At 37.5% G+C, this 26370-nt stretch carries 26 protein-coding genes and 1 pseudogene; 4 read left to right on the top strand and 23 right to left on the bottom strand.

Annotation, left to right across the window (positions count from 1 at the left end; translation table 11 throughout):
- Nucleotides 1-3: 3 nt before the first annotated feature.
- The 7 genes and pseudogenes from uvrB to RTP99_RS13300 form a co-directional block, all read right to left on the bottom strand.
- Nucleotides 4-1980, bottom strand: coding sequence for an excinuclease ABC subunit B (uvrB, locus tag RTP99_RS13330; RefSeq protein ID WP_000441061.1), 1977 nt, complete (start codon nt 1978-1980; stop codon nt 4-6).
- Between the two features lie 273 nt (nt 1981-2253).
- Nucleotides 2254-2874, bottom strand: coding sequence for a hypothetical protein (locus tag RTP99_RS13325; RefSeq protein ID WP_000062168.1), 621 nt, complete (start codon nt 2872-2874; stop codon nt 2254-2256).
- Nucleotides 2871-3632, bottom strand: a complete 762-nt coding sequence (locus RTP99_RS13320) for a MerR family transcriptional regulator (RefSeq protein WP_000635519.1) — start codon at nt 3630-3632, stop codon at nt 2871-2873. The genes RTP99_RS13325 and RTP99_RS13320 overlap by 4 nt, the downstream gene beginning before the upstream one ends.
- 100 nt (nt 3633-3732) lie before the next feature.
- The gene (locus RTP99_RS13315) at nt 3733-3960 is read right to left on the bottom strand and encodes a hypothetical protein (RefSeq protein WP_000524120.1); all 228 of its coding nucleotides are present in this window, start codon (nt 3958-3960) and stop codon (nt 3733-3735) included.
- Between the two features lie 16 nt (nt 3961-3976).
- A pseudogene (locus RTP99_RS13310) lies at nt 3977-4141 on the bottom strand (ATPase); the annotation flags it as partial.
- Nucleotides 4129-4329: a helix-turn-helix transcriptional regulator gene (locus tag RTP99_RS13305; RefSeq protein ID WP_000538360.1), complete on the bottom strand. Its 201-nt coding sequence runs from the start codon at nt 4327-4329 to the stop codon at nt 4129-4131. The pseudogene RTP99_RS13310 and the gene RTP99_RS13305, both read right to left, overlap by 13 nt.
- Before the next feature lie 334 nt (nt 4330-4663).
- Nucleotides 4664-5686 (bottom strand): YeiH family protein, encoded by a 1023-nt coding sequence (locus RTP99_RS13300; protein ID WP_000438447.1) that lies wholly within the window; start codon nt 5684-5686, stop codon nt 4664-4666.
- A gap of 151 nt (nt 5687-5837) precedes the next feature.
- Between RTP99_RS13300 and RTP99_RS13295 the strand changes: the two genes are divergently transcribed.
- From RTP99_RS13295 to RTP99_RS13280, 4 genes are read left to right on the top strand one after another with little or no spacing between them, the layout of a single operon-like run.
- Nucleotides 5838-6731 (top strand): LysR family transcriptional regulator, encoded by an 894-nt coding sequence (locus RTP99_RS13295; RefSeq protein WP_001100003.1) that lies wholly within the window; start codon nt 5838-5840, stop codon nt 6729-6731.
- Between the two features lie 51 nt (nt 6732-6782).
- Nucleotides 6783-7151 carry a MerR family transcriptional regulator gene (locus RTP99_RS13290; RefSeq protein WP_001219200.1) on the top strand — a complete coding sequence of 123 codons (369 nt, stop codon included), beginning with the start codon at nt 6783-6785 and terminating at the stop codon, nt 7149-7151.
- A 4-nt stretch (nt 7152-7155) separates the two neighbouring features.
- Complete coding sequence (locus tag RTP99_RS13285) at nt 7156-7701, top strand: flavodoxin family protein (protein WP_000497596.1); 546 nt, start codon at nt 7156-7158, stop codon at nt 7699-7701.
- Nucleotides 7702-7703: 2 nt separating this feature from the next.
- A complete protein-coding gene (locus RTP99_RS13280; RefSeq protein WP_011040835.1) occupies nt 7704-8063 on the top strand; it encodes a macrolide transporter in 360 nt (119 codons plus the stop codon).
- A gap of 100 nt (nt 8064-8163) precedes the next feature.
- On the opposite strand, the gene RTP99_RS13275 is transcribed toward RTP99_RS13280, so the two are convergent.
- The 16 genes from RTP99_RS13275 to RTP99_RS13200 all read right to left on the bottom strand — a co-directional run bounded on the left by RTP99_RS13275 (nt 8164) and on the right by RTP99_RS13200 (nt 26356).
- On the bottom strand, nt 8164-8475 hold the full coding sequence (locus RTP99_RS13275) for a heavy metal-binding domain-containing protein (protein ID WP_000637523.1): 312 nt from the start codon (nt 8473-8475) through the stop codon (nt 8164-8166).
- A 65-nt stretch (nt 8476-8540) separates the two neighbouring features.
- Complete coding sequence (locus tag RTP99_RS13270) at nt 8541-10256, bottom strand: ABC transporter ATP-binding protein (RefSeq protein WP_000944616.1); 1716 nt, start codon at nt 10254-10256, stop codon at nt 8541-8543.
- A 308-nt stretch (nt 10257-10564) separates the two neighbouring features.
- The gene (locus RTP99_RS13265; protein ID WP_041184482.1) at nt 10565-11767 is read right to left on the bottom strand and encodes a PDZ domain-containing protein; all 1203 of its coding nucleotides are present in this window, start codon (nt 11765-11767) and stop codon (nt 10565-10567) included.
- Between the two features lie 91 nt (nt 11768-11858).
- Complete coding sequence (locus tag RTP99_RS13260; protein WP_000830290.1) at nt 11859-13295, bottom strand: S41 family peptidase; 1437 nt, start codon at nt 13293-13295, stop codon at nt 11859-11861.
- A 118-nt stretch (nt 13296-13413) separates the two neighbouring features.
- On the bottom strand, nt 13414-14307 hold the full coding sequence (ftsX, locus tag RTP99_RS13255; RefSeq protein WP_000645019.1) for a permease-like cell division protein FtsX: 894 nt from the start codon (nt 14305-14307) through the stop codon (nt 13414-13416).
- Entirely contained in the window at nt 14297-14983 is a 687-nt protein-coding gene (ftsE, locus tag RTP99_RS13250; RefSeq protein ID WP_000594318.1) for a cell division ATP-binding protein FtsE, read from the bottom strand. The genes ftsX and ftsE overlap by 11 nt, the downstream gene beginning before the upstream one ends.
- A gap of 289 nt (nt 14984-15272) precedes the next feature.
- The gene (gene cccB, locus RTP99_RS13245; protein WP_000727968.1) at nt 15273-15596 is read right to left on the bottom strand and encodes a cytochrome c551; all 324 of its coding nucleotides are present in this window, start codon (nt 15594-15596) and stop codon (nt 15273-15275) included.
- Between the two features lie 443 nt (nt 15597-16039).
- Nucleotides 16040-17138, bottom strand: a protein-coding gene (gene prfB, locus RTP99_RS13240) for a peptide chain release factor 2 (protein WP_096001716.1) whose coding sequence is annotated in 2 segments (ribosomal slippage) — nt 16040-17065 and nt 17067-17138 — 1098 coding nt in all. Because the reading frame shifts where the segments join, the coding sequence is not laid out codon by codon here.
- A gap of 144 nt (nt 17139-17282) precedes the next feature.
- On the bottom strand, nt 17283-19790 hold the full coding sequence (secA, locus tag RTP99_RS13235) for a preprotein translocase subunit SecA (protein WP_000579365.1): 2508 nt from the start codon (nt 19788-19790) through the stop codon (nt 17283-17285).
- A 275-nt stretch (nt 19791-20065) separates the two neighbouring features.
- Nucleotides 20066-20608, bottom strand: a complete 543-nt coding sequence (gene hpf / locus RTP99_RS13230; protein ID WP_000671190.1) for a ribosome hibernation-promoting factor, HPF/YfiA family — start codon at nt 20606-20608, stop codon at nt 20066-20068.
- A 321-nt stretch (nt 20609-20929) separates the two neighbouring features.
- The gene (gene cspC / locus RTP99_RS13225; protein ID WP_001162041.1) at nt 20930-21127 is read right to left on the bottom strand and encodes a cold shock protein CspC; all 198 of its coding nucleotides are present in this window, start codon (nt 21125-21127) and stop codon (nt 20930-20932) included.
- Nucleotides 21128-21253: 126 nt separating this feature from the next.
- On the bottom strand, nt 21254-21958 hold the full coding sequence (locus tag RTP99_RS13220) for a ComF family protein (protein WP_011040839.1): 705 nt from the start codon (nt 21956-21958) through the stop codon (nt 21254-21256).
- Entirely contained in the window at nt 21958-23307 is a 1350-nt protein-coding gene (gene comFA / locus RTP99_RS13215) for an ATP-dependent helicase ComFA (RefSeq protein WP_000879436.1), read from the bottom strand. The genes RTP99_RS13220 and comFA overlap by 1 nt, the downstream gene beginning before the upstream one ends.
- Before the next feature lie 126 nt (nt 23308-23433).
- Nucleotides 23434-24879 (bottom strand): C40 family peptidase, encoded by a 1446-nt coding sequence (locus RTP99_RS13210; RefSeq protein ID WP_041184798.1) that lies wholly within the window; start codon nt 24877-24879, stop codon nt 23434-23436.
- Nucleotides 24880-25025: 146 nt separating this feature from the next.
- A complete protein-coding gene (locus tag RTP99_RS13205) occupies nt 25026-25340 on the bottom strand; it encodes a winged helix-turn-helix transcriptional regulator (protein WP_000400857.1) in 315 nt (104 codons plus the stop codon).
- Nucleotides 25341-25513: 173 nt separating this feature from the next.
- Entirely contained in the window at nt 25514-26356 is an 843-nt protein-coding gene (locus RTP99_RS13200; protein ID WP_000844764.1) for a DegV family protein, read from the bottom strand.
- Nucleotides 26357-26370: the final 14 nt, after the last annotated feature.

Raw genomic sequence — 26370 nt, 5'->3', positions numbered from 1 at the left:
TTTTCACCCTTCCGCTTTTAATTCTAATAGTAAATCTCTTAATTCAGCTGCACGCTCGAAGTCTAACGCTTTTGCTGCTTCTTTCATTTCTGCTTCCATCTTCGCAATTGTCTTTTCACGCTCTTTTTTCGTCATCTTCTTAGCTGGCGTTGCTTCATACGTTTCTGTTTCTTCAGCAGCTGTCGTTGCACGAATTACATCACGCACACCTTTTTGAATCGTTTTCGGCGTAATACCATGCTCTTCATTGTAAGCTTCTTGTATACTACGACGACGCTTCGTTTCTTCAATCGCAATTTCCATCGATCTCGTTATGCGATCTGCGTACATAATAACGCGGCCGTTTTCATTACGTGCTGCACGACCGATTGTTTGAATTAATGAACGTTCTGAACGCAAGAATCCTTCCTTATCAGCATCTAAAATAGCTACAAGTGATACTTCTGGAATATCTAACCCTTCTCGTAATAAGTTAATACCGACAAGAACATCAAACTTACCAAGACGAAGATCCCGAATAATTTCAATACGTTCTAATGTTTTCACTTCAGAATGCAGGTAATTCACCTTAATCCCTACATCTTTTAAGTAGTCTGTTAAATCCTCTGACATCTTCTTCGTTAAAGTTGTAATTAATACACGTTCATTTTTTGCAATGCGATCTTGAATCTCTCCTAATAAATCGTCAATCTGCCCTTCAATTGGTCGTATATCAATTGGCGGATCTAAAAGCCCTGTTGGACGAATAATTTGTTCTATTACTTCTGGCGACTGCTCTAATTCGTACGGTCCCGGTGTTGCTGAAACGTAAATAACTTGATTCGTTTTCTCTTCAAACTCATCAAATGTGAGCGGTCTATTATCTAAAGCTGATGGCAGACGGAATCCATGATCCACAAGTACTTGCTTACGCGCTTGGTCCCCGTTATACATCGCTCTTACTTGCGGCACTGATACGTGCGACTCATCCATAACGATTAAGAAATCTTTCGGGAAATAGTCTAATAACGTATACGGCGTTGCCCCCGCTGGACGGAGTGTTAAATGACGGGAATAGTTTTCAATACCTGAACAAAAGCCCATCTCGCGCATCATTTCTAAATCATAACGTGTGCGCTGCTCTATACGCTGCGCTTCTAACAACTTGCCGTTATCATTTAATTCCTTTAAACGCTCTTCTAGTTCTTTTTCGATATTTTCAATAGCGACCTTCATTTTTTCTTCACGTGTAACGAAGTGAGATGCTGGGAAAATTGCTACATGATCACGTTCTGCTAATACTTCCCCTGTTAACGCATTTACTTCGCGAATACGATCAATTTCATCACCGAAAAACTCAATTCGGATACAATGCTCGTCAAGTGATGCCGGGAAGATTTCAACTACATCTCCGCGCACACGGAATGTACCGCGCTTGAAATCAATATCATTACGTCCATACTGCACATCAACAAGTTCACGAAGCAATTGATTGCGATCCTTCTCCATACCAACTCGAAGTGAAACAACTAACTCGCGGTATTCTTCTGGAGAACCTAAACCATATATGCACGAAACACTCGCAACGATAATTACATCATCCCGTTCAAATAATGCAGACGTTGCCGAGTGACGCAATTTATCAATTTCATCATTAATCTGTGCGTCTTTTTCAATAAACGTATCTGTTTGCGGCACATACGCTTCTGGTTGATAATAATCGTAATAACTAACAAAATATTCAACTGCATTATTTGGGAAAAAGTCCTTCAACTCACTATATAACTGTCCTGCTAACGTTTTATTATGAGCCATGACAAGTGTTGGCTTTTGCACTTCTTTAATGACATTTGAAATCGTAAATGTCTTACCCGTTCCTGTCGCTCCAAGCAACACTTGCTTTTTCTTTCCGCTATTAATTCCCTCTACAAGCTTCTCTATAGCTACCGGCTGATCACCTTGCGGGGAATACGCTGAGACAATTTCAAATTGACGTTCCAAGAAAATCCGACCTCCTCATAAAAATCTGTATTATTATTTTACCACGAATGCCTATAAAAAACCTAAAAAAACGAACAGATATTCGGTAAAGTTTTCGACAATATATAGAAAAAGGAAGGAGAGTACACTTCCTTCCTTATCAAATCTTCTTCCGCATGAACAAACAGTAAGCACCACACTGATTAAGATTCCACTTCATTTAAAATCAGCTCTTTTTCCTACTGTCATCCTCTCCTATACAAAACTATTGGCATACTAAAAAGCTACTTTCCCCTAAGAAAGTAGCTTCTTGTTCCCTTTCTCCTTCTTCGGAAAAAGAACATATGAAAATGAAATAACTGCATCCACTAAAAGTATAATCGCCCAAACTTGGCTAACCCGACTCGCTGCTTTATTTAAAACAATTCCCGTTTCTAACCAATTATGCCATTGTTCAACCGGGGCAAGACCGTACAGAAAGAAAAAGAAAATATGCACAACAACAAACAAACTAAGGTGCAATACCCAATTTTTTATTTCTTGCTTCGCATAAGCCATACCTGTTAATTCTACCTGTTCTTCTATAATAGGCGCCGGCTCATTCCGCCATTTCGCAACTAGCTTTTGCGCAAATATATCAAGCTTCTTCAAATCCTTTTTCCCGTAAAAGACTGCATACAATAAAATGATTACAGTAATGATTTGAAAGTTAGAGAACTTTCCTGTTTGATAGTAATCCACTACTCCTAAAATTAAAATAAACACTTCATTTATAAGTAGTACAATCCCCATAATAAAACTCGCCTTTTTCAAACGAAATCCGTAACGGAGTAAAAAGAAACCGATAGCCGATAACCAAAATACAATCTCTGCCCCAATTAAAAAATACCAACGATATTCTGCGAGCATACTCATTTATCCTTCTCCTTTTCATCATAAATACGACAAGCTTCATCCATATATAATAAAAGTTCTTCTTCGATTGGATACATGCTCATTTTCTGTGAATCTTCTTTCGATTTTCTAACTTCCCATAACTTATCTAAAAACGCTTCGTCACCATTAGCCATTTCTAAACACTTCTGCATTAATCTCTTCGTTGCCCCTTGTACCTCATCATTTGCAGCTTCTTTACCATCTTTCATAAAAGTGCGAAATTGCTTTAATAAATCTACCCACTCTAAAACATTCGGATCTTCTTCACTCATATTCGGCAAATTCTGAAGCAATTTTTGTTCTTCCTTTGAAAACACTTCATTTTGGAATATTTCACGTATACGAGGAGACTGTTTCGAAAGCTGAATTAATTCAAACATAACTTTCCAATCGAGCTCTCCCTCTACATCTACCGAATAAACAACCGCTTGTAAAACACGCTCCATTCGATTAAATTTCTTTTGTTCTTCCTGTACAAATCGAAGTTGTTTTTCAAGAGAATTCTTTAAATCCAACTCACCTTTTACTAACATATTCGCAGTTTCTTTTAACGAAAATCCCATTTCCTTTAAAAATAAAATTTGTTGCAAACGAATAACGTCCGCTTCACTATATAACCGATGTCCACCCTCTGTTTTACCACTCGGCTTTAATAAATCTATTTGATCATAATAACGTAATGTGCGTACTGTTATCCCTGTTTCTTTCGTCAATTGTTGAATTGAAATCACTATCATCACCTCTTCTCCTTCATTATAAAAGATGACGTTACGTAACTTTCAAGTGTTTTGTAAAAAAAATACAAAAGGCTGTTTATACGCTTCGTATAAACAGCCTTTACGAAAATAACCCCTTTTGCACAGCACGACCACAAAATAAAATAAGTGCTCCGACAACAACGCTCGTTGCTGTTTTATGATAATGAGCTGAAACTAATAAATAATACGATAAACCTACAGTACCAAGCATAATACAAATACTCGGCACTGGATTATGAGAGAAGTTCTGCATTCCCCAAAACAAAGCAAAAATAGCTGTAGCGACACATAATACCGGTAATCCCATCCCAGTTCCCCTTTTTCTATCTATTCCTTGTTGCTAACACGCTCGTCGATGCCATACTTATTACTAGACCAAAAATAGCAATATATAATAACTCATTTACATGTACTACTGGCCTGTCTAAATACTTATTTACACAAAGATACATAATGAATAAGAAAACGAAGCTTGTCATAACTCCAGCGTAAATATTTCTTCCACCTTCACTCCAAAATATTTGGCGATTTTTAAGGATAACTCTAGACTCGGATTGTAATGATGGTTTTCAATCGCCACGATTGTCTGCCGTGTCACCTGCATCGCCTTTGCCATTTCAACTTGCGTTATATGATGTTGCTTTCTTAATTCTTTAATTTTATTTTTTACACCCATAGGCTCCACCTTCTAAAGTAAAGATATCTTTACTTTAATTATAAATATTTTCCAACTACAAGTAAAGATATCTTTACAAATTTTAGAAAAACGTCTCATTAAACATCTACTCTAACAAAGTACAAAAGTAATTCAATTTATATCAGCGATTTTTCAAATATATCAGCGCAACTGAAATTATATCGGCGATTTCCCAAATATATCAGCGCAACTCCATTTATATCAGCGATTTTTCGAATATATCGACTTACCGACAAATACCGACATTCGTAGCAAAATAAGCATAAGAAAAAGCTGCCCCAAAATATACCTTCGGGAACAGCTCTCTCCTTTACTACATAAATCCTAACGCATATACAAGAACATATCCAAGCACCGATAAGCAAACCGAGCCAATTAGCCCTGCCACGAATGCTTTGCTTCCTAACTTACGGAACGTTTTAAACTCTACATTTAAACCAAGCCCCGCCATCGCCATTGCGATAAGCATATAAGCGATGACTACAATATATCCCGCAACAACTTCTGGAATAATCCCGAGCGAATGCACTGCACTCATCGCTAAAAATCCGAAAATGAACCACGGAATTGGAAGGTCGCGCCATGATCTTTTTTCTTTGCTTCCCTCACTCTTACCAAACCATAATCCAATTAAAATCGCTACTGGTACAAGCATTGCAACGCGCGTTAACTTCACGATAACTGCGATGTCTACAGCCGCGCTTCCTCCTGGCGCCGCAGCTGCGATGACATGAGCGATTTCATGCAGCGTGGCCCCTGAGAATACACCGTAACCGTATGGAGATAGGCCAAGTACTGGATATAATAACGTATAAATAAGCGTAAATATCGTACCTAAAATTGCAATGATTGCAGCCCCAACTGCCGTTTCATCATCTTTTGCTTTCACTTGCGGCGCAATTGCCACGACCGCTGCCGCACCGCAAATTGCTGTCCCGCATGCTGTTAAAATCCCAAGTTTCTTTTCTACCTTAAATACTTTCGTTAGTCCATATACAACGAAAATCGTAAATGTAATAACAACCGCAGCGATAACCAATACTTTCGGTCCCGCCTTCGCAATATCAACAAGATTTAATCGCATTCCAAGTAAGATAATCCCAAAGCGCAGCAACTTCTTACTCGCAAAGTTCGTCCCTGCAATCGCATCATGAGGAACTCCAATTGCCGCACGCCAAACCATCCCAATTAGAATAGCAATTACTAATTGTCCCATAATATTTAAAAATGGAAGCTCCGCTAAATATTTCGCCACAATTGCGATTAATAATGTAATCCCAATCCCTTGCGAAAATCCAAAACGCTTCTTCTTTTGTATAACAAGTGTTTGTTCCACTTTGAACCACTCCAATAATCGTATTGGAACATGCATGTTCTTTCTACTTACATTATAAGAGAGTTTCTATAATAAGTTTAATACCAATACCAAATCTCTATCATCAGAAATACTTATGATAAGATGATAGAAAAAGAAAGGAGCAGATGATATGAACGTAGACATTTTAAAAATTTTTGTTACGGTTGTTGAACAGAAACACTTCTCTCGTGCAGCAGAATTATTAAACCTTTCACAGCCTGGCGTAAGTATGCACATTCGCAACTTAGAAAACGAATTTGGGACTACACTCATTCAACGATCCCCGAAGCACGTTCAAGTGACCGAGGCCGGAAACATATTATATATACACGCAAAGCAAATGCTCTCTCTTTACGAAGATGCTAAACAAGAAATTAACGAGCTACATAACGTTGTAACAGGAACGCTTCGCATCGGTGCTAGTTTTACAATTGGCGAATACTTACTCCCGAAAATATTAGCTAATTATGCCAATGAAAATCCACGCGTCGAAGTCCATACTTTTATCTCAAATACAGAAGACGTCTTGCAAAGTCTTCGATCTAATCAAATTGATATCGGCTTAGTGGAAGGGCAAGTCGTATACGCCGACGTTGACGTTGAAACATTTATGCAAGATGAAATGAAACTCGTCGTCCCGCCAAATCATCCACTGCTCGACACAAAGGAAGTGAATGAAAGGACACTCCAAGATCAAGTGTGGGTATTAAGAGAAAGTGGTTCCGGAACACGTGCTTATAGCGATCGCTTTATTCATCAACACCATTTAAAAATGAAACGATTCTTTACCTTTAGTAGTATCCAAAGCGTAAAGGAAGCTGTCGCTGCCGGGCTTGGCATCGCTATACTTTCTGATTGGACTGTACGGAAAGAGCTACTGGCAAAAGAACTATTCCACGTCGAAATTCCAAATGAACAACTCATCCGTCCATTCTCCATCGTGCGCGGCAAATATTTTATTCCGTCTAAAGCTATTCAAGTGTTTTTAAATCATGTAGATTACTTTGCGAAAAAACAGAGTTGACCTTCACATTAGTGTGAAGGTTTACAATACATGTAAAAGGAGTGAAACGCATTGCGAATCGGGGAGTTATCAAAAGAAACTGGCGTTAGCGAAAGATCACTAAGACATTACGAAGAAAAGGGATTACTCCCTTCGAAGCGCCTCGCAAATGGCTATCGTGATTTTGACGAAAGTGCCATCGAAAAAGTGGAGCTTATTCAAATGTACTTACAAATTGGCTTAAATTTAGAAGAGACGGCAAGGATGCTGCGCTGCCTTGAAATTGAACCGCACTTATACGACAATCCGTGCAGCAGCATCCTTACGCTTTATGAAGATAAACTTAATGAAGTAACAAAGCAAATTTCATTGCTTTCCAATATTCAAACGAATTTGCAAAAACACGTTTCACTCCTAAAAAAAGCAAAAGAAAAGGAATGATTACATGTTTGTTATACACGGCAGTTCAAGACAAAATGGAAATACGGAAGCTTTAACACATATGATGATTGCTGGAATTGAAACAGAACAAATTTATTTACGTGATCACACAGTTTATCCTATTACAGATCAGCGTCATGATGCAGGAGGATTCCAACCTGTAGATGATGACTACGAGCAGTTAACGAAGCGCATGTTAGAGCACAACACAATTATCTTTGCTACACCATTATATTGGTACGGGATGAGTGGTCATATGAAAAACTTCATCGATCGCTGGTCACAAAGCTTGCGTGATACATCCCTTCATTTCAAAGAAAAAATGAAAGGCAAAAAAATGTACGTTGTTATCGTTGGCGGCGATAATCCGAAACTAAAAGCATTACCGCTTATCTCCCAGTTCCAATACATCTTTGATTTTGTTGGTTCATCATTTGAAGGTTATATTATTGGGGATGCGAATGGATTAAATGAAATTCAAAATGATGCTGAGGCGCTAGCGAAAGCACAAATTTATAATAACGAATTCAAAAATCACAAGCTGAAATAAGTTTGACAAACTATTTAGACTTAGCAACACAAGAAGAATTAGAAAGCATGTTACAAGAATATCCTGGCACTATACTTTTTATTAGCCATGACCGTGCCTTTATTCGCTCTGTGGCAGACCATATTCTACAAGTAGACGAGAGTGAACCTAGAGTATTCCACGGTAATTACGAGCAATACACCAAGAGAACAACCGAGGATTCTGTAAACGTTACCGAACAAGAATTGTTACGATTACAAACAAAATTAACAGAAATCATCGGCCGAATTTCCATACCAAATCATCACGATGACATTAAATCTCTCGAACAAGAATACGAAACATTATTAATTGAAATCCGGAAATGTAAAGGAGCACTCTAATGTCTTCCCTATATATCGACGGGACCTTCCGCATTTCCCAAGAAATATTGAATCTTCGACATAGCATACAAAAAGCCGTGCATCAGCACGGCTTTTTACTTCAGATACGGACAGCAGTCCCGCTGACCGCAACCATTAGCATCCCTTCGCGAACCACTTCATAATCCACGTCGATACCAACAATTGCATTCGCATTTTTTTGTCTTGCGAAAGTTTTCATTTCTTCCATTGCGATGTCGCGCGCTTCTTTTAATTTACTTTCATAAGCGCCAGCACGACCACCGACAACGTCACGGACAGAGGCGAAGAGGTCACGAACGATATTCGCACCCATAATCGCTTCTCCATTGACGATATCGATATACTCAATAATTTCTTTTCCTTGAATTGTAGACGTTGTTGTTACAATCATACTTTATTACCTCCCATATGAGATTTTTACGTACTTATAGTGCACTAATTCAGCACAAATTATATTTACGAACTAAACTGCGCTTCGTATAACCTACTGTATCCCCCGCCTTGCTCAATTAATTCATCATGTGAACCTTGTTCTGCAATCCCATCTTTATTTACAACGACGATGCGATCTGCATTTTTAATCGTTGCAAGTCTGTGAGCGATAACTAACGTTGTACGACCGACAGATAGTTCAGCAAGTGATTTTTGAATCGCAAGTTCCGTCTCTGTGTCTAATGCGGAAGTCGCTTCATCTAATATTAAAATTGGCGGGTTTTTCAAGAACATACGAGCAATTGCTAGACGTTGTTTCTGTCCGCCTGAAAGTTTCACACCGCGCTCACCAATAACGGTATCTAAACCGTCTCGTTGTGAGTAAATTAAGTCTTCTAATTGCGCACTTTTTACTGCCTGCCAAATTTCAGCTTCTGACGCCTTTAAATTTCCGTAAGCAATATTTTCACGAATCGTTCCAGAGAATAGGAACACGTCTTGCTGCACAATTCCAATTTGCTTACGAAGTGAAGATAACGTCATGTCTTTCGTATCAATACCATCAATTTGAATGGATCCAGATGATTGCTCATAAAAACGTGGTAATAAGCTACATAACGTCGTTTTTCCAGCTCCAGATGGTCCAACAAAAGCAACTGTTTCACCTGCATGTATTTTCAAACTAATATCATTTAAAATCGGTTCTTTATTTTCATATCCGAACGTAATGTTGTTATATTGAATATCGCCATGTACATGTTCCACTTCCATTGCATCTTTAGAGTCTACAATATCAGGCTCTGTTTCAAGAAGCTCTACATACCTTTTAAAACCGGCAATCCCTTTCGGATAGCTTTCGATTACCGCATTAATTTTTTCAATTGGACGGAAGAAAATATTCGTTAATAGAACGAATCCGATAAATCCACCGTACGTTAATTCTCCTTGCAGAACAAACCATGTACCGCATATTAAGACGAAGAGCGTTACGAGACGCATAAGCATATAACTAATTGACGAATTTAGCGCCATAATTTTATACGCCATTAATTTCGTTGTACGGAAACGAGCGTTGTTCACAGCAAATTGCTCTTTCTCAAACTTTTCATTCCCGAATGCTTGTACAACGCGAATACCACCAACGTTATTCTCAATACATGCATTGAAATCAGCAACGTCTGAGAATAAACGTCTAAATGTACCTGTCATTTTTTTATTGAAGTACAGCGCTAACCATAATAAGAATGGAATAACGAAGAATGTTAATAGCGCTAACTTCCAGTTGATCATCATCATAAATGAGAATGCCCCAACTAAAGTCATTACAGCGATAAATAAATCTTCTGGCCCATGGTGAGCAATTTCCCCAATTTCCATTAAATCGTTCGTAAGACGTGAAATTAAATGACCTGTTTTATTATTGTCAAAAAATCTGAATGATAGCTTTTGAATATGATCAAATAATTTCTGCCTCATATCTGTTTCAATGTTAACACCAAGCATATGTCCCCAATATGTAACGACATATTGTAAGCCTGCATTCAACATATACACTGCAAGTAAACCGAAACAAGCCCATAAAATAAGCGTCCAGTTTTGCCCTGGCAATAACTTATCAATAAATTGATTTACGATAAGCGGGAAGCCAAGTTCTAGTAATCCTGCGACGACTGCACAAGAAAAGTCGAGTATAAATAAACCTTTATACGGTTTATAGTAAGAAAAAAATTTACGTAGCATATCTTCCCTCCATTTTCTAAAATTAAAAAGACTCTCTAAATGATAACCATTATCAAATAATTATTCAAGTGATTCGACTATGAAACTAAAATGAGGTTTGCGATAGTTGTCGTTTTTTGCCGGAAAGTCGATATATTTGAATAATCGCTGATATAATTTCAGTTGCGCTGATATATTTCAATAATCGCCGATATATCTCAAGTTGCGCTGATATATTCCGATAATCGCCGATATAAATTTCATGTACTATAACTACCGCCCATCTTACACAAAAAAGGCATCACCACAAGGTGATACCTTTTCTTCTATTACATCGCTTCCGAATCCCATTCATGCTCCTGCTGAACAAACACAATACCTAATTCGTGATGTCCACCAGCGTATAATGCCGTTTGAGCAAGGCGAAGTTCTCCATTTGTATCTAATACTTCTAACTTACAAAATGCTCCTGTCGTCTTCGTTTGAAGTGCATCATAAAATTCCTCAGCACTTCTTGGAATGACTCCATTTACTTTCGTAATCATTTCTCCAGGCAGTAAATTCAGCTCTGCTCCAATTGTATTTGGAATTGTATCTAGTACAACGAGTCCATCATTACGTGCAGCGAAGTATGCTGGTCTTGTTTCATCCGCAATTTTCTCTTGCATGGAAATTGTAAAACGTCCAAGCATTGCAACGCCCATTGCAATAATGGCAAGTACGTGCCACCAATAACTTGCGATTCCTAAAACAAGCACAAGTCCTGCTAATCCGTACACACGTCTTCCTGTAAATAATAAAGCTTCCGTCGGCTCATAACTTCTAATCCTTCTCATAAATCCAATTAAAAATGGAACGAGGAATAGAGAATATGTATGTGAACCGATTGACACGACAGGCCACCATGAAATAAACTGCGTTACTGCTTCACCTGGTACAAGAATAAAAATAGGAACGATCCATAAACGCTTTGATTCGTGTAAACCAATCTTTAGTCCACGCTTCCCCTTCCTAATCTTCGGCGTCGAATATCCTACTGCATTTTTAGAAATCAACAAGCCCTCTACAACGAGCATGATGCCTAGCAAAATAGCAAGGGATACGATTGTATTCTCTTCACCTTCTCCAAGCTGTAAGAAAGAAACTGGTAGCTTAGAAGATAATAGAACACATACAATCGCGACACTAAACGTATAAGCTGCTGATAAATATCGATACATAGCAGTTAATCCAAATAGTAACGTCCAAAGTAAAATGGCCCATAAGCTCGCCTTAGAAACAACAAGTCCGAGCCCAATCGTAATGATAGATACGATTAATCCGTATTTAACTCCCGCCAATAAAGATGTTCGAAGTTCAAACCAAATATCATAAACTTTAAAAGAAAAATCTTTTCGTTCTCGTAACATACGTAAGTATCCAACGAAGATACTACTTATTAAAAATACATAGACAGCAGGGTGTAAGAAAAAACGTCCAACTGCCCGCATTATTTCAAAAATCCATGCCTCCACGAACCCATTCACCACCATTTATATCATTCTTTCTTTTTATATTATCATAACTGGACAAACGTTTGTTTAACACAAAAAAATACAGGCAGCAAACTGCCTGTATTTCTTTTTACTTCGCCATTAATTTTAATGCTGACTGTAATTGTAGATCATTTTCTCCAGAACGGATTTTTTCAATAATTTTCGTTTGAATCGCCTCAGCTGTCTTTTTATCGAGCTGTCCTGTCGCTTCCATCTTATTCGCATTTTGGAATGCTTTCAGTGCTGATTCTGTCTCTTTACTAAAGTATCCATCTTCACGTCCTGGTACATATCCTAAACTCTTAAGCATTTCTTGGGCATGTTTTACTTGTACATCATTTGCATTGTATGAAAGTGTCTTTTCAATTTGAATTGGTGTCGCATGATAATAATCTGGTTGTTTCACTTCTACAGTTGGCTTGATTCCTTTTTTATGAATCCAGTTTCCATCCGGTGTTAACCATTTGAACATCGTTAATTTGATGTTGCTGCCATCTTTAAATGGAACAGCTTGCTGAACAGTACCTTTGCCAAACGTTTTTTCACCAATTAAATCGTATCCTTCTCCCTCTTTTAGCGCACCCGCTAAAATCTCTGAAGCAGAAGCACTTCCGTTATCAATTAATACTGAAATCGGATATGGTTTTCTCTCTTTCAGTTCCGTAGAGAATTTCTTCTTCTCACCATTTCGTTGCTCTACTTGTAGCATCGGCTTTTTATCCGTCATAATTTCTCCTAGTATCTCTTCTACACTATTTAAGTAGCCACCAGGATTACCACGTACGTCAATAACTAAGCCTTTTATGTTTTTCTTCTCTAACTCTTTTAACTGATCCTTAAATTCTTTCGCTGTATTTTCAGCAAAAGAAGTGATTTGCATATAACCGATATCTTTTCCGCTCTCTTGTTTCACAGAGCTAAACACTGTGAAGATTGGAATTTTTTCACGCTTAATTTTAAATACAATCGGATCAGCCACTCCTGCACGCTTAATTTCAATCGCAACAGTCGTTCCTTTTTTACCACGAATCTTTAATACCGCTTCTTCACGTGATAAATCTTTCACACTATTTCCATCTACAGATAAAATTTGGTCATTCGGTTTAATTCCAATCTTTTCTGCTGGTGAGCCTTTAATTGGAGATACGATAATAAGCTTACCATCCGTTTTGTTCACCTCAGCCCCAATCCCTTCTAACTCGGGATCAAGCGATTCACTAAACTGTTTAGCCGTTTCTTTATCCATATACGTGGAATAAGGGTCCTTCAGCGTAGACAACATGCCTTGTATTGCACCTTCGACTAATTTTTCATCTTTCACGTCTTCCACATAACGTGAATCAATTAGTGCATACGCCTCATTAATTTTTGCCAAATTCCCTTGCGCAGTGCTAGCGTTTCCATTCGAAATTGTTTGCGTTACTTCTGCTGGGTTAACCCCAAATAAAGACATACCTGCAAACATTCCGCCAGCACCAATTAAAAATGCAACAACCATTCCAATAATTGCAACTCTACGTTTCAATGCGGAATTCCCCTTTCCAAAACACACAGGTGGTGTAGCAAAAGGCATCACACAGTGTGTGATGCCTTTACCTATTTCTACTATATGATAAGCTTGTACGAATTATGTTTGCAACTTTTTATACTTTTAAGAAGCGACGAATTGACATTACACTTCCCCACATACCGATTAAAGCCCCGATTAACACTAGTAAACCAGCTAATTGGAATACGAATGGGCTGTATGGTAGAAGTTCGAAAATTGTTCCGCCAAGTTTTTCGTTAAACACACCTTGCAACGAATTATACGTAACTAGAATTAAGCCAATTGGAATAATTGATCCTAATACTCCTAGGAATAATCCCTCTAATAAGAACGGCCAACGAATAAACCAGTTTGTTGCACCTACAAGTTTCATAATTTCGATTTCTGTACTACGAGCATAAATTGTAATTTTAATTGTATTAGAGATTAAGAACATCGCTGTGAATAAAAGACCAGCAATTAACACAATCCCGATGTTACGACCAGTTTTTACAGTATCAAATAATCGTTCAACTTGCCCTTTTCCGTACTGAACATTACTTACAAACTGCATTTTTTCAATCTTTTTCGCAATTGTTGCTGTATCTGTTGGTTCTTTTGCTTTTACAACGAATACGTTTTTAAGTGGGTTATCTTGTTCAAATAACTCAAATGTCTTTCCGCTATCGCCTAAGCTTTTAATTAAACGTTTTAACTCTTCTTCTTTAGAAGAATATTTAATAGAGTCTACTTTTGCAATCTTACTCATATCATCTTCTAATTTCTTTTGATCAGCTTCTTTTGCTGCTGGATCAATGTGTACACGAATTTCTACATCTTGCTCTACTTTCGTCGCAAAATGGTTCATATTCATAATCGCTGTTAAAAAGACACCTACAAGTAATAATGTAACTGTTACTGCACTAACAGAAGCAAACGTCATCCATCCGTTACGTGATAGATTCTTTACACCTTCTCGCAAATGTCGACTAAGGGTCTTAGCCTTCATATCCGTATCCTCCCTCCATCTCATCTCGAACAATTTTTCCGCCTTCAATCGCGATTACACGATGACGGATTGTATTTACGATATCTGCGTTATGTGTCGCCATAACGATCGTTGTACCACGCTCATTAATGCGTGTGAAAATCTTCATAATATCAAGAGCTGTTTCAATATCTAAGTTACCTGTCGGCTCATCGGCAATTACAACCTTTGGTCTATTAACAATTGCTCTCGCAATCGCAACACGTTGCTGCTCCCCGCCTGAAAGTTCGCTTGGAAGTGCGTCTGCACGATCTTCAAGACCTACAAGACCTAACACTTCTGTTACACGCTCACGAATTGCATCTGGCTCTTCCTCAATTACTTCTAAGGCAAACGCAACATTCTCATATACCGTTAATTTAGGTAGTAATTTAAAATCTTGGAAAATCACGCCTAATTGACGACGGAAATATGGAACGTCTCTTTCTGCTAATGACTCGATAGTAAGTCCATTTACATTAATAGATCCTGTAGATGGTTTCTCTTCACGATACATCATTTTAATAAATGTAGATTTCCCGGCTCCACTCGGTCCAACTACGTATACAAACTCGCCTTGTTTAATGTTAACTGTGAGACCAGCAATGGCTTTCATACCATTCGGGTACTCCTTATAAACATTCGTCATTTTTATCATTATTTATCACCCAATACTTAATGATTTTTTTCGAAATACTTTTCTGTACATTTGAAAATAAAAGCTAAACCTTTATTATCTTTTAAACCACTCTTGTTGAAGGTAGTCTACTTATACTCTTTTTCTAAGCAATACTACTCTATGTAATATATTTCAGCAAAATTCTACAAACCTCATTGTAACATCAAACGGTTTCCAGTTTGGATACATTTTTGTTACAGTTATGTTACATTCCAAAAAAAGGGAAACGAGTTGATTATATGAATCAACTCGTCCATTTTACCCCTTTTTATTTATGTTCAGCTAACCATTCAGCTACTTTTTTCGCATCTTCACCTTGAATAAGTCCTGGTGACATTGAACCGCGACCTTTTTTAATAATTTCTTCGATATCTGCCGCGTCGTACTTACCGCCTACTTTTCTTAAATCAGGTCCAGTTGCCCCTGATAAATCTGTTGCGTGACACCCAGCACAACTTCTTTGGAAAATTTGTTCTGCACTGTCTGTACTTGCAGACTGGTTCGAAGGTTTACTCTCTTCTTTATTTCCACACGCTCCTAAAGCAAAAACGACTGATGTTCCTAGCGCAATAGCCAACAATTTCTTTTTCACTTCTATCGCTCCCCATTGTTGATATTCTTTTCATTCCTAACACACTCATTTTCATTATAAGCATTATCTTTATATAGAAAAACTAAGGTATATTTCATATTCTTCAAAAATACAGCGGGAACCCTAATGATATAAAGCTTTTATAAGTTGTTTCAATTCTGTGAACAACTTATAAACTTCTATAAAGGATCCTTTTTGAACGGGAATTTAGAAAAAACCTGTAGAAAGCCTTACTCAATTGCCAATCTGTTTTACTATTTTCTACTTTTTACAAAACAATATACAACATTGTATGCTACATATAATTCCATCAAAAAGAGAAGTTGTCGTTTCCAACTTCTCTTCCTCTGTACTTCATCCATATAAATAAAATAGCACTCTTTATATCCTCTATATCCTCAGCGTGTGCCAACAATTTTGTTGGCTTTTTTTCACTTAGCTTATTAGATGCGAGAACGTAAGTAAGCATCAATAAACGGATCAATTTCTCCATCCATAACTGCTTGCACATTACCGACCTCTGTATTTGTACGGTGGTCTTTCACAAGAGAATATGGGTGGAATACGTAAGAACGGATTTGGCTACCCCATCCGATTTCTTTTTGTTCTCCGCGAATTTCATCTAACTCCGCTTGTTGCTCTTCTAATTTCTTTTGATATAATTTCGCTTTTAACATCTTCATCGCATGCTCACGGTTTTTAATTTGAGAACGCTCTGACTGACACGTTACAACCGTATTTGTCGGTGTATGCGTAATACGAACTGCTGAATCTGTCGTATTAACGTGCTGTCCACCCGCTCCACTTGCACGATACGTATCAATTTTCAAGTCTTCTGTACGCACTTCAATTTCAACTTCATCATTGAACTCAGGTACAACTTCACAAGATACGAACGATGTATGACGACGGCCTGAAGAATCGAATGGAGAAATACGTACAAGACGATGTACACCTTTCTCTGCCTTTAAGTAACCGTAAGCGTTATGACCTTTAATTAATAAAGTAACACTCTTAATACCAGCTTCATCACCTGGTAAGTAGTCAACCGTTTCTACTTTAAATCCACGTTTTTCAGCCCAACGTGTGTACATACGTAGTAACATAGAGCCCCAGTCTTGTGACTCTGTTCCACCAGCACCTGGGTGTAATTCTAAAATGGCGTTATTTTTATCATAAGGATCGCTAAGTAGTAACTGCAGCTCATACTCATTCATTTCTTGGATTAAGCCTTTTACTTCTGATTCAAGTTCCTCATGTAAATCTTCATCATACTCTTCTTTTAAAAGCTCATGCGTAATTTCTAGGTTTTCGAACGTCTCATCTAGTTGACGGAACTTTCCAACCATATCTTTCAGTGCATTTGCTTCGTTAATTACAGCTTGTGCGCCTTGTTGGTCATCCCAAAATCCTGCGCCCATCATTTTCTCTTCTAATTCTGCAATTTGTTTCTCCTTAGTAGGGAGGTCAAAGAGACCCCCTAAAAGCCGCTAATCTCTTAGCCATTTTCTCTAATTCCTGTCTAATTTCTACTAATTCCATTTCCTTCACCTCTATGTAATTGCTGTTACTTTCGCATGAAAACAAGGGAAACTCTCTCCACTTATGACGGAGAGAGTTTAATCCTTCTTAATTATACATTTTTGATGTAAAAGTTTGCAAAGCAGCCTGGGCTACCGCCCTATATTACTTCCCAATGCCACAGCAGTTTTTATATTTTTTACCGCTACCACATTTACATAAATCGTTGCGGCCCACTTGTTCACCTTTTACAACTGGTTTTTTCTTCGCCTCTTCGCCATCGCTAGATGGGTGAACAGCTTCACCTTGAACAACTTCTTGACGCTCTAAGTTTTGTTCAATTTCAGCTTTCATAATGTAACGAGAAATTTCCTCTTCAATAGAAGCAATCATTGATTCGAACATTGCGAATCCTTCCATTTGATACTCACGAAGTGGATCAATTTGGCCGTAAGCACGTAAATGAATACCTTCACGAAGGTGATCCATCGCATCGATATGCTCTGTCCATTTCGTATCTACAACACGGAATACAACAACTTTTTCGAACTCACGCATTTGCTCTTCTGGCATAAGCTTTTCTTTGTCATTGTAACGCTCTATTAACTTCGCGATAATTGGCTCGCTCATTTCCTCTGGAGCAAGGCGACGTAATTCTTCTTCTTTCACATCTCCTTCTTGCAGAAGGTTTGTATTTAAGTAGTCAACAAGACCTTTAATGTTCCAATCTTCTTCAATTTCCTCTTGTGTATGAAGTGCAACCGCACGTTCTACTGTAGATTTCATCATACCTTCAATAATACCGCGTAAGTTCTCAGACTCCATTACCTCTTGACGCTGTTTGTAAATAACTTCACGTTGCTGACGAAGTACATCATCGTATTGTAGTAACTGCTTACGTGCATCATAGTTATTTCCTTCTACACGTTTTTGCGCAGATTCTACTGCACGAGAAACCATTTTACTTTCGATTGGCTGAGAATCATCCATACCAAGGCGATCCATCATCGCTTTCATATTATCAGAACCGAAGCGACGCATTAGTTCATCTTCCATTGATAAGTAGAATTGCGTAACACCTGGGTCCCCTTGACGACCAGCACGACCACGTAACTGATTATCAATACGACGACTTTCGTGACGCTCTGTACCGATAACGGCTAAACCAACGTTTTTCACATCGTCTCCAAGCTTAATATCTGTACCACGACCTGCCATGTTCGTCGCAATCGTTACAGCGCCTTTTATACCTGCTTCTGCAATGATATCCGCTTCACGCGCATGGTTTTTCGCATTTAAGATGTTATGACGTACACCTTTACGCGTTAACATTTTTGAAATAAGTTCTGACGTTTCAATCGCAACTGTACCGACAAGAACTGGTTGCCCTTGTTTATGGCGATTTACAATATCCTCAACAACAGCATTAAATTTACCTTCCATTGATTTGAAGATTAAATCTGCACGGTCATCACGAATAATCGGTTTGTTCGTTGGAATTACGATAACGTTCATATTGTAAATGTTACGGAATTCCTCTTCCTCTGTTTTCGCTGTACCAGTCATACCAGATAACTTTTCGTACATACGGAAGTAGTTCTGGAATGTAATTGTCGCAAGCGTCATACTTTCATTTTGAATTTCTACGCCTTCTTTTGCCTCGATCGCTTGGTGTAACCCTTCGCTATAACGACGACCTTTCATAAGACGACCAGTAAATTGGTCTACAATTACGATTTCGCCTTCTTGTACAACATAATCTGTATCACGATGCATAACAACGTGCGCACGAAGTGCCTGATTAATATGGTGAAGAAGCGCTACATGTTTTAAATCAAATAAGTTTTCAATATGGAAAGCTTTCTCCGCTTTCGTAATACCATCTTCTGTTAACATTACATTTTTCGTCTTCACATCAAATGAATAATCTTTTTCATTTTCTAACGTACGAACGAATGCATTTGCAAACATGTACAGCTCTGTTGATTTTTGAGCTTGTCCAGAAATAATAAGTGGCGTACGCGCTTCATCGACTAAGATAGAATCGACTTCATCGATAATAGCAAAGTGCAGTGGGCGTTGAACGCACTGCTCTTTATATAAAACCATGTTGTCACGTAAGTAATCGAATCCAAGCTCATTATTTGTGCTATACGTAATATCAGCAGCATAAGCCTCTTGTTTCTCTTCGCGTGACATACTGTTTAAATTAATTCCTACTGTTAATCCTAGGAACTCATGAAGTTGTCCCATTTCGCTCGCATCACGTTGTGCTAAGTATTCATTGACTGTAACAACGTGAACACCTTTTCCTGTTAAAGCATTTAAATATACAGGTAATGTAGATGTTAACGTTTTACCTTCACCCGTTTTCATCTCAGAGATATTCCCTTCATGTAAGGCAATACCACCCATTAACTGTACACCATACGGACGCATTCCAAGAACACGAGTCGCAGCTTCACGAACAACCGCAAAAGCTTCAGGTAGTAGATCATCTACTGTTTCACCTTTTGTTAGACGTTCTTTAAATTCAAGCGTCTTCCCTTTTAATTGTTCATCAGTTAATGGCTTAATAGATGGCTCTAGTGCATCAATTTGCTCAACTGTCTTCTGCATACGTTTAATTTGGCGTTGATTTACATCAAACACCTTTTTTAAAATACCGATCATAGGAAATACGCTCCTCTTTTTATTAAAATAAAACTTCCGATTGTTTTTTCTTTTTCTCTATTACAATCAGTCGTTATAAAAATCAAATGTATGTTATGCCAATTTTTCTCCTAATTAAAAAAACTAAAATGTATATACCTAATGATAATTGTAACACTTGTCTTATAACTATGACAACAATCGGCCGAATGTCTCGTTCTAAATTAAGAAAACTTTTTTAAAAAATCTATTTTCAGCAAAAAAAGCGCAGCCATTTCGGCTACGCTTTTGAATTATTATTTAGTTTCGATTAAACCATATTTCCCATCTTTACGGCCATATACAACATTAGTTTCATTTGTATCAGCATTTGTGAAGACGAAGAAATTATGCCCTAGCATATCCATTTGTAGGATTGCTTCTTCAACGTCCATCGGTTTTAAATCGAATCGCTTTGTACGTACAAGTTCTAGTTCATCCTCTTCTACCTCATCCAGAACAGCTACTGCTTCTGGAAGGATAAAGTTCGTTTTCATAGAACCTTTCTCACGTAACTTACGATTTACTTTTGTTTTATGTTTACGAATTTGTCGCTCAAGTTTATCAACTACTAAATCGATAGCAGCGTACATATCGCTATTAGTTTCTTCTGCACGAAGTAATAAATCAGTAAATGGAATTGTTACCTCGACACGTTGCTTGTCAGAGTATACTTTTAAATTAACTTTAATCTCTGGGAATGTATCAAAATAACGCTCTAACTTACTTAGTTTTTTCTCTACATATTCCTTTAATGCTGGAGTTACTTCAATATTTTCACCACGAATGTTGAATTTCATAGATGAATTCCTCCTTTCAAGCCTATGTACTATAATTTCGACACCGGCTTAAAAACTCCTTCTAACTTTTTTAAAAAAATTAGTGGAATTGCGATTTTTTTATCGTTTTTTGTTGAAATGAAAAGATGCATCGTTTCTATCTTTATTTTATCCTATTAACATCGTGAATAACGAATATAACTGTGGACAATTCGTTACAGAAAAGAAACAACTTTTTGACAACTCCATTCATAACAAAAACCCCTTGCAAAAAAACAAGAGGTTCTACCATATATATAACGTTGCCACAAGCGCAGCTTTCTCTTCCCAAAAACAATATACCTACAGTTTTACAACATTAGCTGCTTGTGGTCCACGTGCTCCCTCTACAATATCAAACTCAACTTGTTGCCCTTCTTCTAATGACTTATATCCATCTTGTTGAATAGCAGAAAAATGAACAAACACATCATCACCGTCTTCACGCTCAATAAACCCAAATCCCTTTTCTGCATTGAACCATTTTACTCTTCCTTGCATGTTCATTCCATTCCCTTCACTCTAAAAATCAGGGCATTTGCCCCATAATTTCACTATAACGAATGACAACTTACGAAGTCAAAGAAGACTTATCGTCTTTTTATTATCTCTTTCGACAGTTACAGATCAACTTCTACAGAGCGTCAAACTAGAAACTTCGCTTGCTCCTTTATCATAGAAAAGACTTCCAATTTGTCTCACTGTAATTCCTGTCGTATATACATCATCAACAAGTAAAATATGTTGACCATGAAACACCTCTTCTCTCTGAAAATAAAAAGGATTACTTCCCGAAAGCCTTTCTTTACGCGACTTCTTACTTTGCTTTTCTGTTTCCTTCCTTCTTAATGATGAATAAAAATTTTTGACAGGCAAACAAGCTGCTAATAACTCTGCTTGATTAAAACCTCGTTCATATTCTCGTTCCCTACTAAGCGGAACAGCAATAACAGTTGAAACGTCCGTAAAATACTTTTGAAATAACTCCCGAAAAGATTGATAAAAAATACGAACTAACTCCGCATCACCTCGAAACTTAAACTGCGCTAGTATACCTTTCATGTCATCATTGTACACGTACAACGAACGATTTTTAAAAGGACGATATCCTTCCTCATTCCTCCATCTTACACAGTCCATGCAAATGTCATTTTCTTTATATCGAGTAGGTAAGTCATCTAAAGGACGGCCACAATCCATGCAAATTCCTCCTATAATATAGGAAAGTTTTTGCTCACATCTATCACATACATATTTTTTATGGGACTTTACAAAGAAGGCGTACCAACTAACTGTTTCCACCATATACTCATCACAAAGTAAACAATGCATTAATCGATCAATCCTTGTTCTTTCGCATTTTTGTTCATACTTTGAATATGTTTTTTCGCACGTACCATTGCCTCTGTCTTACCGTAATGAAAATACATAACCTCACCATATGGCTCTTCAAAACTACGCCCCGCTCGGCCTGCAATTTGTACGAGCGCACTCTCTGAAAAAATTTCTTCTTCAGCTCCTAACACAGCCACTTGTAAGTTCTTCACAGTTACTCCTCTTTCTAAAATTGTCGTTGTAACTAATAACGGAATGTCTCCCTTTCTGAAAGATGCTACTTTTTCTTTTCTCATCGAATCTTCTGCATGCACGCCATCGATTCTATTATCCAACCCTTTCAACAACTGACTTATTTCTTCTATATATTGCACATGAGGAACAAATAAAAAAATAGGATACTTTTTGTTTAAGTTCATTTTTAACCATTGTAGTAACACGCGAGGAATTTTTTTATGATGGAGGCTTTTCTTCCAATTTCCGCACCAACTAAATAGAGGAACTGGTAACGGGTGACGATGGTATCGTCCTGACACAATAACACCTTTTTGTTTCCCCTTTCTGAAATTACGCTTCCACTTTTCATCAGGGGTTGCAGTTAAATAAATACGCGCTGCTTTCTCTTTCATTGCTTGTTGCACTGCATACTGTAACATTTGATCCGCATGATACGGGAAGGCATCAATCTCATCTACAATCATCACATGAAACGCTCTATAGTAACGTAACAGTTGGTGAGTCGTTGCAACGACTAACGCTGCATCTTTTTTATGATCTACACTCCCTCCGTATAAAGCAGCTACAGTTATACTTGGAAACACTTCTTGTAATCTCGGCGCTAATTCCAGTACAACGTCCGTCCTTGGCGTTGCGATACAAACTCTTTCTCTTTTTTGGAGCGCCTCTTCTATACCGTAAAATAACATTTCTGTTTTTCCAGCCCCGCACACAGCCCAAATAAAAAAAGATTTTTTCTGCTTAATCGCTTCTATAACTCCTTGCGCCGCCAACTCCTGACCAGTAGATAAAGTCCCTTTCCAATGTAACGGTTTTTTATGACACTCTCCTGTTCTTTCAGCAATCCCGCGAACAAGTACAGTACATTCACTAACTCTCCCCATCGTGATACACTTCCGGCAATACGCGCATGCTTTACCGCACCTTTTACATAAAAATGATGCAAATAGCCGCTGCTCTATATTTCCGCAGCGCTGACATATATATTTAGAAGCCTTCTTCGTTATACCTTGTACACATACAACCTCTCCCTTCTTTTTCAAATCACTTAATTCTCTCCGTAAATCTGAAGAGAGTTCTTCTAATAGCAACTGTTTTCCAGCAAGCATTAGCACTCACCTCCAGCATTACTATAAACCTTTCTTATAATCTCGTAAAAACGCAAAAAAGCCGATAACCTACTTATAAAATAGTAAGCTATCGACTTTATACACGTTTTTTATTCAATTATAATCCTATAATCTACCGTAACCTAAGAAATGTTTTTGGTTATAAGAACTATTTACACTACCGTAAGTAACACCCGTTGATTCATCAGCAGCATGGATCATTTGACCGCCACCAATATAAATACCAACGTGAGATACGCCTTCTCTGTAAGTACCTTGTAAGAAGATAAGATCTCCTGGTTTTGCTTCAGATGGGCTAATCTTTTGTACAGAGTTCCATAAACCTCTAGTATCTTGACGACCTAAACCGTAAACATAAGAGATTAAACCACTGCAGTCAAATCCACCATTTGAAATTGACGCACTACCCCATACGTATTTTAAACCTACTAAGCCTTTAGCTTTTGAGACAACATCTTGTCGTCCCCCATCATCATTACCTGGTACTGGAGTTGGAGCTGGTGTTGCTTTTTTCTCTTCTTTTTTCTTAGGCTCTTCTTTTTTAGATTCTTCTTTTGGAGCTTGTACAGCATTGTTTGCTGGAGCTACTGGCTCTGCTTGTGTTTGTGCTGGTTGAGCTGGAGCTTGTTGAGCCTGAGCTTGCTGAGCAGCTTGTTCTGCTTGTTTTTGAGCAGCAACTTCTTGTGCAGCTTTTTCTTGCGCTTCTTTTTCAGCAATTTGCTGTAATTTTAATGCCTGTTGTTCAAGCTCCTTCAATTGGTCTTCCGTACTTGTCATTGAAGTTACAACTGTATCCATTTTACCGCTTAAATCGTTTACTGCCGCTGCTTTTTTCTCTTTTTCAACATCAAGTTCTTTTTTAGCAGTTTCAATTTGAGCTTGTGCTTCTTTTAATTCTTTTTGCTTTGTTTTTACCGTTTCAACATCTTTTTTCACGTTCGCTTGATCTTCTTGTTGTGTTTTCATGATGTCTTCGTCAGACTCAAGAATTTTAGAAACTGAATTTAAACGATCAACTAAATCTGCAAGATTTTTAGAGTTTACAAGAACTTCTGTTACAACGTTCGTGTTTGGTTGCTCTTGAAGTGCAACTAAACGTTTTCTTAATAACTCTTCACGTTTTGCAATTTTCGTTTGTAATTCTGCAATATCTTTATTTTTCTTTTCGATTAATTGCTCAGTGTCCGCAACTTTTTTCGTTGTTTCATCAAGCTTTGCAGCATTCTCTTGAACAGACTTATCTAAACCTTGAATTGTTTTGTTTAAGTCATTCATTTGTTTTTGTAATTCATCACGTTCTTGTTGTTGTTTATGTAAAGTGTCATTTTGTGTATTAATTTGTGATTTCACGTCAGAAATTTTATCTTCTGCAAATACATTTGGTGTTAGTCCTGAAAACATTAACCCTGCCACTAATGCGCAAGATGCCATTTTTAGCTTTTTCATTTTATTTTTTACACCGCTTTCTTTTTTCTTTTTCCGTATATAACCTATAAAATTTATACCATAATTCGGGATTTTTTTTGCTAATGTTACGCTTTTGTAAAACAAATGTAATATTATATGTAGCACTATCGCAAAATATGCATATTTTTGTATATATGTGTAGAGTTTTAAAAGTTTTTTTAAGCAAAGAAAAAAACGCAAGGTTTCCCTTACGTTTTATTAAATATACTAATACGGATGAAATCAAAACGTTATTTCATCCATTTCTCAGCCCAATTTTGGACTTCATCCATAACACTTTCTAACGCTTTTCCCTTGTCCGTTAAGCCGTACTCGATTCGAACTGGTACTTCTGGATAAACATTACGAACTACAATGCCTTCGCTTTCCAATTCCTTTAAACGCTCTGATAACATACGATCGCTCATATTCGGTATAATATCTGCGATTTCTCTAAAACGTTTTGACTCTTCCAGCAAAGATTTAATAATTAAGCCAGTCCATTTCTTACTAAGCAAAGTAAAAGCTGACTCAAACTTTGGACATAAACAAGAATTATGCTCCATATGTTTCACCTCTCTTCTATTATAATATAGTTTCTTGTAAAAAGTAAGTTATAAAACTTTCCTCATTATTTTATTTTACGTACATTTTACCATTTCCAAATATTAACTTGTCAACTTCACGTAAAATATCCGTAAAAAAACCCTCTTCCGAAAGAGAGCTTTTTATATCTTTATTACTTCGTATACCATCCAAGACCTAGTGCACCTTCACCTAAATGCGTTCCAATTACAGCACCGAAATAACCTGTGCGGATTGTAACATGAGGATATTTTGCTTCTAATTCTGCCTTCCATTCATTCGCTTCCTCTTCACGTTGTGCATGAATGATAACTGCTTCCATAGGTACGCCTTTACTTGCTTGCTCATCAAAAATTTCAATGATACGTTTTAGCGCTTTTTTACGCGTACGAATCTTTTCAAACGGGATAATAATTTTGTCTCTAAAATATAAAACCGGCTTTACTTGTAACAGACTACCGATGAAAGCTTGCGCACTATTTAATCGGCCTCCACGTTGTAAATGGTGTAAATCATCTACTACAAAATAAGCGTCCATCGTTTTCTTCATTTCATCAAAACGGGCGATAATCTCTTTTGGATCCTTCCCTTCGCTTGCTAGCTTTGCACCTTCACGCACGTAGAATCCTTGTACTTCACAACTAATTTCAGAGTCGTACGTATATACATCAATACCCTCTACCATTTGACCAGCTGTCGTTGACGTTTGATATGTACCACTAATCCCACTTGAAAGATGAATGCTAATAACTGCATCATAATCCTTAGATAATTCTTCATATAGCTCAACAAACTTTCCGATTGCTGGTTGAGAAGTTTTCGGAAGCTCTTCTTGCTCACGTACTTTTACATAAAAATCATCTGCTGAAATTTCAGCTTCTTCTTGATAAGATTCCGTTCCAAACACAACGTTTAATGGAATCATATATATATTGAGTTCATCACGAATATGCTTCGGTATATATGCTGTACTATCAGTAACAATAGCTGTTTTCATTTTCGTACCTGCCT

Origin of the sequence: Bacillus sp. (in: firmicutes), from assembly GCF_031983925.1 — a bacterium.
Taxonomy (GTDB): domain Bacteria; phylum Bacillota; class Bacilli; order Bacillales; family Bacillaceae_G; genus Bacillus_A; species Bacillus_A pacificus.
This window is presented reverse-complemented; position numbering and strand designations above follow the sequence as displayed.